The organism is Lishizhenia sp. (assembly GCF_057456495.1).
Genome location: NZ_JBVCPV010000139.1, coordinates 1 through 8,166, shown reverse-complemented (window position 1 = coordinate 8,166; position 8,166 = coordinate 1). Strand labels below are relative to the sequence as shown.

The following is an 8,166-nucleotide window of genomic DNA, read 5'->3' as shown; positions in this document are numbered from 1 at the left end:
GAAGATTAGTTATGGTTTTATGACTTGCAGTATACTTGATACCCCAGTAACCAACCAAAATCGTGGCAATTACACCCAGTATCATATATATTAAATTTATATCCATATTCTTTTTTTAATTACAGACAACATACGTATAACCGTAATGTTGTTTATTTATCATATCTCTTAATTGCGTTTATTCACCTTATAGTGTGGGATAAACCACAGTTTTTAAGGCTTGCCTTGTAAAGATGAAACGTTTTGGAATGCTCCTAGGTGGTTTCATAATGGAGAGGCTGGTTAAAACTAATAAATTAATATAAAAGGTAGAGGGCTTGTGGATAAAAAGGATATAGTGTTCAATTCTTTTTAGGGACGATTAGCAAAGCTTTTAAATTCAAAAAATGTTGTTTTCGTGTTTTAAATGAAATTATTTATGACTTTCGAGCACATACAAAACCCCTTGACTCGATGCTGGGAGGTCGCTCATCTCGACTCCGCTCGATAACCTCTGGGGGGGATTCAAAGGTTCAAGGATTCAAGAATTCAAATAGGTCTTGGTGTTTGTTATTTTGGAAAACTTAAGTTCTGACATTATGTTTCGGTATTTTAATACCTTGGTTGAGCTCTTTACAGCGCTATAATCGATAACCTTGGAAAGTTCACAATTCAAAATCTATATTCCTTTGTGGAGCCAGAGGACAAATCTCCAATCTACCTACCTCCTTTAAACAACATCCAAACTGCATAACCGAGTTCGCCTAAGATCATGAATACGATGAACAGACTTTCTATGGTTGTGCTTATGATGAGTTGCTGAGGGAATAGGAAGTAAGTGGCATATTGGAGTACATAACCCAAACCGCCGAGGAAGAGAGCGATAGATAATGCTATCGTTAACCACTTTTTCTCGGTGTCAGCTTTATACAAAAAGGCCAATACCATGAGGTGGATTCCAAAAACGATGAGTCCTACATTCCAAAGGGTGAAAAAGTTGGTGAGAGATTGATGTGCAACAAGTGCCGTACCCGCGCTATAACTTTTGAATAGTTGAAGAATGGCTACACCCAAGAGGATAGAATAAATAAGACGTAAGATACCAGAGGTTTTGGCTTTTTGCTTATCGTCTTCTTTGTAGTATTTCCACACTCCCCATGCCACCAAAAGATCGAGCAAGAAAATACCTATCCATCCGAAAAGGGCTCCTAAAAAGCTGGACTTGTTTGCACCTATTTGCGTAAAAGTAGTAAGAGGTGAGGTGGTAGATAACACCTTGTTTAAAATAGGTACTGAAAGTCCAGCTAATAGGGCCATAAACAAAAGCGCTAAACCAATGGTAATTGCTAGTTTTCTGGAGCTTATCTTTTGATCTTTGGTAGTAAGAGTAGGAGCGAAATTCTTTTTACGCAGTTTTTGGGTGCGTTGAACATCTTTGGTTACTTCCTGTTTTATTGATGCAGAACTGTCTTTTACTTTCCTTGTTTGAGCTTTTGGAGGAGTAGACCTGGATAGCTGTGCTTTTGCAGATGTATTCTCATTGCTTTTTGTGGCGGTAAGCTTAGAAGGTGTATTGAGCTGAATTGTTTTTAGACTATCTATCGTAGCGCTACTTGGGAGTAGCGATGCTTGAGGTTTATGGATGTTTTTAGGTGTAATCCTCTTGTGTTTAAAAGGATGACTAATATGATACCCTGGTCTGTGAACACGCTTGTGTATAGTGCAAGCGCCGAAAAGAAGCGTAAACGTGAGTAGGGGTAAAAGACATGTGATTTTCATAATTCTAACCTTTGATAGGTCAAAATTAAGGCGCTCACTGTAGAGAGTTCTTGACTTAAGTTAAGATATTAAGGGGGGAGAAAACAAAAATGCTCAACCCATACGAATTAAGCATCCTTGTTTATGATTAGTTAGCGTGTATATAATAACGTAAGTTCTTCTGAAATAGTTGTTTGAAGCGTTGATTTTACTAAAATTAAATAATGATATGGTTTGAAGATAGGGTTGGATTACCGCTTTGTGAACAGTAAGTTTTACAAGATTCATGAAGGGATTTAACGGACAACGCTTATCTTCGCCGCAAAGCAAAATTATGGCCTTAAATATTGTACTTTTTGAACCGGAGATCCCTAACAATACAGGTAATATTGGAAGACTCGCTTTAGGAACGGGATGTAATTTACATTTGGTTAAACCCTATGGTTTTGAAATTTCTGATAAAAAGCTCAAACGTGCAGGGTTGGATTATTGGCCGCATATCAACTTAACAGAATATGATTCTGTTGAGGATTTTTTTGCGCAGCATGGTCATGCAAAATTTGCTTTTTTCAGCAGTAAAGGAGAGCGATCATTTTGGGAAATACCTTATGAGGATGATTTATTTCTTGTTTTTGGTAAAGAATCAAAAGGTTTGGATGATTGGATCACTGAAAAGTATGCTAAAGATACCTATCAAATACCGATGTTCTCGGATAAAATAAGAAGTTTCAATATCGCCAACGCAGTGGCAATTGCCGTTTACGAGGGGATAAGAAACTTAAAGTAAGGCTTTAAGAGAATAAATTTTTTAGTTCAGTTAATTCTTCTACTTTGTCAGAATTTCCTTGTTGTTGATACCCAACAATTAGGTTGGTGAGCATGCGCTTAATGATGGTAGTATTCGGACAAGGTTCGAAATATTCTCGCTTCTCATCAATTTTTAATTTCTTTAAGAAGTCTTTAATTTCTTTACGGTTAAACGCTGCACCACGGCTAAATACATTGATGTAGAACAAAACGCCTGAGTTATCATCTTCCTCATTGAGGTTTAAGTAATTCTTGTTTTTGTCAACATACGCCAAAACGAAATGATTGGGCAGGTTTACTCCGTATATCGGTAAATCTAGAGATTGGGCGATAATGCTGTAAAGTATACTCAAGCTCAAAGGGTTCCCTCTACGCGTTTCTAATACTACATTGAGGTAGGAGTTTAACGGAGAATGGTAGTTTTTGGTGTTTCCTTGAAAACCATGAATCCTGTAGAAAACTTCATTAAAGGATTTGATTTGTTCAAAGATGGTTTGTTGCGTGTTGATTTCTAACCAGATGTCTTTACGAATATTAAGTATATCGTTTTTTAAGCTATCTAATTCTAAATCTGGAAATTGATATTTGGCAATGATATAGGCTCCTTCCAAAAGGTTTTTCTCATCGCTGGCCAACCACTGCTTTAAGTTATCCTTGGTCGCTAAAAATTGTATATCGTGAATAATTTCCTCAATACGCGTTTGGAAGAGAAGACCATAATCGTCTTCTTCCCATGATGATTCCAGTAGGGGAATAGCATCGGTACCAAGATTCAATATTTCTTTGCGCACTTGAGAAAAGACAGCGTCGTCGGGATCATCTATCAATTTGATCAATGCACTTATGGAAGAGTAATTAGACATATACATTACAAAGGTAGGTGGAGAATGAGCTCTTTCGAAAGGTGTGTAATCGTTTTTATGAAAAGGGTAATGTTAATTACAAAAAAAATGTCTCTCCAAGGAGGAGAGACATTCAATGTTATGGTTGTGATTCTTATTGAATCGATAACTTCTTTTCTAGATCATCTAAGTAGCTTTTGAACTGCTTGTCTGTTTCAGAAAGGTTGTTTACTGTTCTACATGCGTGTAATACAGTAGCGTGGTCTTTTCCTCCGCAGTGTGCTCCAATATTTGCCAAAGATGATTTTGTCATCTTCTTAGAGAAGAACATTGCAATCTGACGTGCTTGTACCACTTCTCTTTTTCTTGTTTTAGATTTCAACAACTCTATAGGTAAGTCGAAGTAATCACAAACAACTTTTTGTATGTATTCGATAGAAACCTCACGTGCAGTATTTTTCACGAACTTGTCTATCATCTGTTTGGCTAACTCTAAAGTAATCGCCTTTTTATTTAATGATGCTTGTGCCAATAAAGAAGTCAATGCACCTTCCATTTCTCTAATGTTGGTGTTGATGCTGTAAGCAAGGTATTCTACAACCTCTCTAGGAAGGTCTATACCGTTACCGTACATTTTATTTTCTAAGATGGCAATTCTTGTTTCTAAATCTGGTGCTTGTAAGTCTGCCGACAATCCCCATTTAAAACGAGAGAGTAGACGTTGCTCCATTCCTTGCATTTCAACCGGTGCCTTATCAGATGTTAAAATGATTTGCTTTCCGTTTTGGTGCAAGTGGTTAAAGATGTGGAAGAATACATCTTGCGTTTTCTCTTTTCCACTAAAGAACTGAACATCGTCAATGATTAATACATCCATCATTTGATAGAAGTGAATAAAATCATTGGTTGTTTGATTCTTAATCGCATCAATAAATTGGTGTGCAAACTTTTCAGAACTTACATAAAGAACTGTTTTGTTTGGGAATTGGTTTTTGATACCTATACCAATAGAATGTGCTAAGTGTGTTTTACCAAGACCAACACCACCATAAATTAATAAAGGGTTAAATGCAGTACCACCTGGTTTTTTAGCTACAGCATAACCTGCAGATCTAGCCAAACGGTTGCAGTCTCCTTCTACGAAATTTTCAAACGAGTAAGAAGGGTTTAAGTTTGAGTCTACATTCACCTTCTTTAATCCAGGAATAATAAATGGATTTTTAATTTGCTTCTCGCTCGCATTTAAAGGCATCGTAACCGGTGAGTTGTGCAAGGAACTTTTATTCGATGCAGGCAACTTTACAGTATAAGGTGTAGAATTGGTTTGGTTTTTCTCCATAATAATAGAGTATTCCAATCTTCCGTTAGGACCTAATTCTTTTTTAATGACTTTCTTTAGTAGCGAGATGTAGTGCTCTTCTAACCACTCATAAAAGAAGTGAGAAGGAACCTGAATCGTCAATACACTGTCTTCTAATTTAATAGGAGAAATGGGAGAGAACCATGTTTTAAAAGCTTGAATCGAAATGTTGTCTTTGATTACTTTTAGACAGGCTTCCCATTTTTCTTCGTGTAATGCACTCATTGATGTAGACTTTATTAATTTATTGTGTTAAAAACTTTTTCTAGTTATTAATACGCTGTAAACAACGTAGTTAACTTTTAGAGTTACGAGCGGAACAAATATTTACAGAAAAAAGTTAAAAAAAAAGTAAAATCACTCTTGATTTTATAGTTTTTTTTACAGTAAAATTTCGTTTGAACTTCTGAGAAATTAAAAGAGAATAATGTTTGATTTGTCAATATTTATTCTATTTTAAAAAATACTTCAAAAGTGCTGTAACCTAGTGGTATCAATAGTTTCGACAACTATTTACTGGTAAAGTTGATGGAAAGTTACAAAAATTGAAACATATTTTTTCTTTTTTTACATCTTTGTTTTTTACCAAATTAGAACAGAGTGAATTACGATTTTGAACATAGTACAAGTTTACGAGTTAGATATGGGGAAACTGATCAAATGGGATACTGCTATTATGGAAATTATGCGCAGTATTTTGAAGTGGGTAGGGTAGAAACCTTACGTGCCATAGGTATGTCGTACAAACGCATGGAAGAGGAGCATGTCATGTTACCGGTGAGTGAATACAATGTTAAATATATTCGTCCGGCTTTATATGATGATAAATTAACTATTATTACAAAAATTGCACGCGTAGAAGGTTCTAGAATCTACTTTAATTATGCGATTCAAAATGAAGAAGGGAAAGTGCTGAGTAAGGCGAGTACCACTTTGGTTTTTGTGAATAAAGTAAATATGCGCCCTATTCAACCTCCTGCGGCATTTTTAGAAGCAATTGCTCCGTATCAAGAAAAAGAAGATGAAAAGTAGAGAAGAGAATTTTTTATATACCCCATATTCCTCAGAAGACCTTTTGAACAGAGTCAATCTCCGAGAAGGTGAAAAACGTTTGGGAGAGAATATTGTAAGTGAGGAGAAAAAGAGGTTTGTTATTATAGGTGTAGAAGAATCTGTAGGTCCTGTGGCTAATTTAGGCAACCCTGGTGCTGAAGGCGGATTTGAACCCTTTGTATCTACCTTTTTAAATATACAAGCCAATCGTTTCTTATTAGGTAAAGGTGTAACCATAGCTGGTCGAATTTCAGCGCTTAACCGTTTTTCTGATTTAAAGAAGAACAGAGTTTTGGTAGAAGAGTTGGATGATTTTGTATTGGATGTTCTAAATAAGTACGTTGCAGCAGATCAAATTCCTATTCTTATTGGTGGTGGACATAACAACGCTTTTCCTTTAATGAAGTTTGCTGCTCAGCGTCTAAAGAAAGGAATTAATGTAGTGAACCTAGATCCACATGCAGATTATAGAAAGCAGGAAGGGAGACATAGTGGAAATGCATTCAGTTATGCCTTTCAGCAAGGGTTCTTGGAGAAGTATCATGTGATTGGATTACATGAAAATTATAACTCAGAAGAAATGTTGACGCGTTTAGAAAAAGACGGACATTATTTCACCATTTTCGAAGATTACCTAGCAGGGCAAGCAAACATTAATGAAGACTTTGTTAATGTGTGTAAAGACAACATGAAAACACCCCTTGGCGTGGAGTTAGATATGGATTCAATAATTGATATGCCTTCTAGTGCGCGAACCCCAAGTGGTATGACCTTAGAAAGAGCTCGAATTTATTTGAAAACAGTTTCTAATGTCGAAAATGTTGCGTATCTTCATTTACCCGAGGCAGCCCCTTCTACAACCCAAGAAAATGTCGTGGTAGGTAAATCTTTAAGTTACCTGGTAAGCGATTTTATTAAGACAGTAAATAAAAGAGAATTTATTAAATAATCTCCTAAAGGTTTAAAACAATGAAAGGAAAAATAACGCTAAAAGATGTATTCAAAGGCATCCTTGATTTTTTTCCTTTTCACTTGTTGATAGCTCATTTAAAATACAACATCGTTGCGGTATTGTATTGGGTATTTTTGTTTTTGATACTTTTTGGTGTAATAGGAGAGAGCTTTGGAATGGCTTATCTCTTTTATGGCCCAGAATATCTTGGTAAAACTTCTTGGCTAAGCTTTTTATTTCTTGGTTTTAGTATAGGTGGTTTTACTATGGCGTTTCATACCTATAGTTATATACGTATGGGGCCACACTTTCCCTTTATAGCTACACTGCAAAGACCTTTCTTTAAGTTTTGTGTAAACAATAGTATACTTCCTTTTCTGTTTTTTGTAACGCTGGGTTATAAGATTGCGGTGTTTCAAAGTCAAGAGGAATTTTTAGATAGCTGGGATATCAGCCTGTACATCTTATCGGTGTTTGGCGGCTCTCTTATATTTGTTTTACTTTCCTTTTTGTATTTCTTTCCGACCAATAAAGATTTCTTCAAAATGGAGAAGAAACGCAATGCTATAGGTCCGGAAGAACCCAAAAATGCGAATATCAAATCATCTTTGCACAGAAACTTGTCTTGGGATAAAGAGTTTAAACAGGTAGATGATAAGCTCTATGTTTATGTGGGTAAAAATTTTGGATTTAAACGATCGAGAGGAGTACAGCATTATGACTATAGTGTAATACAAAATGTTTTTAGTCAAAACCACATTAATGCCTCTATTTTTGAGATCACCATCATTCTATCCTTCTTTATATTGGGACTTCTAAGAAATCAAGAAGTTTTCGTTTTTCCAGCAGCTTCGAGTATACTGCTTTTACTGACTATAGTGTTGATGTTAATCAGTGCTTTTTTTAGTTGGTTTAAACTGTGGACCTATCCTATAATTATTGTTCTGTTCGTGTCTATGAACTTCTTGAGTCAACATACAGACTACATGCAGTTTAAAAATTACGCGTATGGATTAAGCTATAAAGAAAGATCGCTTTATAATGATACAGTCCTTTTACGCCTTCAGGAAGATTATCAACAGAACCTTCAAGATGAAAAGGTATACCTAAACATTTTGGAGAATTGGAAGGCAAAGGCGGGTGAAAAGCCCAAATTAATTATCGTAAATACAAGCGGTGGTGGATTGAGAAGTGCCTTGTGGACCTTTAGGGTGATGCAACATTTGGATAGTGTATCTAAAGGTAACTTTTCTAATTCGGTCCAAATGGTAACAGGAGCTTCAGGAGGAATGGTGGGTGCTTCCTATTATAGAGAAATGTATTTGCAGAATTACGATACGCTCCTTCACCAAAGTATGGTGTCTTCTTTTTACGCCAATAACATTGCAAAGGATTTACTCAATGGTATAGGGGTT

Annotated in this window: 7 protein-coding genes; 4 read left to right on the top strand and 3 right to left on the bottom strand. The window is 35.9% G+C overall.

Translation table 11 applies throughout. From position 1 onward, the window contains the following. Positions 1 to 696: 696 nt before the first annotated feature. Positions 697 to 1,758, bottom strand: coding sequence for a DUF4386 domain-containing protein (locus tag AC22ZQ_RS10305; protein ID WP_318958702.1), 1,062 nt, complete (start codon positions 1,756 to 1,758; stop codon positions 697 to 699). A gap of 313 nt (positions 1,759 to 2,071) precedes the next feature. Here AC22ZQ_RS10305 and AC22ZQ_RS10300 point away from each other — a divergent pair, with 313 nt between their 5' ends. Next, positions 2,072 to 2,524, top strand: coding sequence for a tRNA (cytidine(34)-2'-O)-methyltransferase (locus AC22ZQ_RS10300; RefSeq protein ID WP_318958703.1), 453 nt, complete (start codon positions 2,072 to 2,074; stop codon positions 2,522 to 2,524). A gap of 4 nt (positions 2,525 to 2,528) precedes the next feature. On the opposite strand, the gene AC22ZQ_RS10295 is transcribed toward AC22ZQ_RS10300, so the two are convergent. Then, positions 2,529 to 3,407, bottom strand: a complete 879-nt coding sequence (locus AC22ZQ_RS10295; protein WP_318958701.1) for a transglutaminase-like domain-containing protein — start codon at positions 3,405 to 3,407, stop codon at positions 2,529 to 2,531. 133 nt (positions 3,408 to 3,540) lie between these two features. After that, positions 3,541 to 4,971: a chromosomal replication initiator protein DnaA gene (gene dnaA / locus AC22ZQ_RS10290; protein ID WP_318958700.1), complete on the bottom strand. Its 1,431-nt coding sequence runs from the start codon at positions 4,969 to 4,971 to the stop codon at positions 3,541 to 3,543. Positions 4,972 to 5,346: 375 nt separating this feature from the next. Between dnaA and AC22ZQ_RS10285 the strand changes: the two genes are divergently transcribed. From AC22ZQ_RS10285 to AC22ZQ_RS10275, 3 genes are all read left to right on the top strand, one after another. Next, positions 5,347 to 5,778: an acyl-CoA thioesterase gene (locus AC22ZQ_RS10285; protein ID WP_318958699.1), complete on the top strand. Its 432-nt coding sequence runs from the start codon at positions 5,347 to 5,349 to the stop codon at positions 5,776 to 5,778. Beyond that, positions 5,768 to 6,748 (top strand): formimidoylglutamase, encoded by a 981-nt coding sequence (locus AC22ZQ_RS10280; protein ID WP_318958698.1) that lies wholly within the window; start codon positions 5,768 to 5,770, stop codon positions 6,746 to 6,748. Before AC22ZQ_RS10285 ends, AC22ZQ_RS10280 begins: the two co-directional genes overlap by 11 nt. A gap of 20 nt (positions 6,749 to 6,768) precedes the next feature. Beyond that, a partial coding sequence (locus AC22ZQ_RS10275) for a hypothetical protein (RefSeq protein WP_318958697.1) occupies positions 6,769 to 8,166 on the top strand: 1,398 nt, incomplete at its 3' end.

Coding starts and splice junctions, on each gene's coding strand:
- AC22ZQ_RS10305 (WP_318958702.1), bottom strand. CDS start 1,758: ATGAAAATCACATGTCTTTTACCCCTACTCACGTTTACGCTTCTTTTC.
- AC22ZQ_RS10300 (WP_318958703.1), top strand. CDS start 2,072: ATGGCCTTAAATATTGTACTTTTTGAACCGGAGATCCCTAACAATACA.
- dnaA (WP_318958700.1), bottom strand. CDS start 4,971: ATGAGTGCATTACACGAAGAAAAATGGGAAGCCTGTCTAAAAGTAATC.
- AC22ZQ_RS10295 (WP_318958701.1), bottom strand. CDS start 3,407: ATGTCTAATTACTCTTCCATAAGTGCATTGATCAAATTGATAGATGAT.
- AC22ZQ_RS10280 (WP_318958698.1), top strand. CDS start 5,768: ATGAAAAGTAGAGAAGAGAATTTTTTATATACCCCATATTCCTCAGAA.